Below are 261 nucleotides of genomic sequence, written 5' to 3' on the forward strand. Positions count from 1 at the left end.
CCTCCATCGCAATAACTGGAAGTACGGGAATATTAACCTGTTTTCCATCGACTACGCTTTTCAGCCTCGCCTTAGGGACCGACTAACCCTGCGTCGATTAACGTTGCGCAGGAAACCTTGGTCTTTCGGCGTGCGAGTTTTTCCCTCGCATTGTCGTTACTCATGTCAGCATTCGCACTTCTGATACCCCCAGCAAGCTTCTCAACTCACCTTCACAGGCTTACAGAACGCTCCTCTACCGCATCACCAAAAGGTGATACC

Annotated in this window: 1 rRNA gene; it reads right to left on the reverse strand. The window is 50.6% G+C overall.

The features are described 5' to 3' along the window. Positions 1–261 (reverse strand): 23S ribosomal RNA (locus tag SB765_RS30910); the annotation flags it as partial.

This window comes from Pseudomonas sp. SIMBA_067, assembly GCF_046534675.1.
GTDB classification, from domain to species: domain Bacteria; phylum Pseudomonadota; class Gammaproteobacteria; order Pseudomonadales; family Pseudomonadaceae; genus Aquipseudomonas; species Aquipseudomonas putida.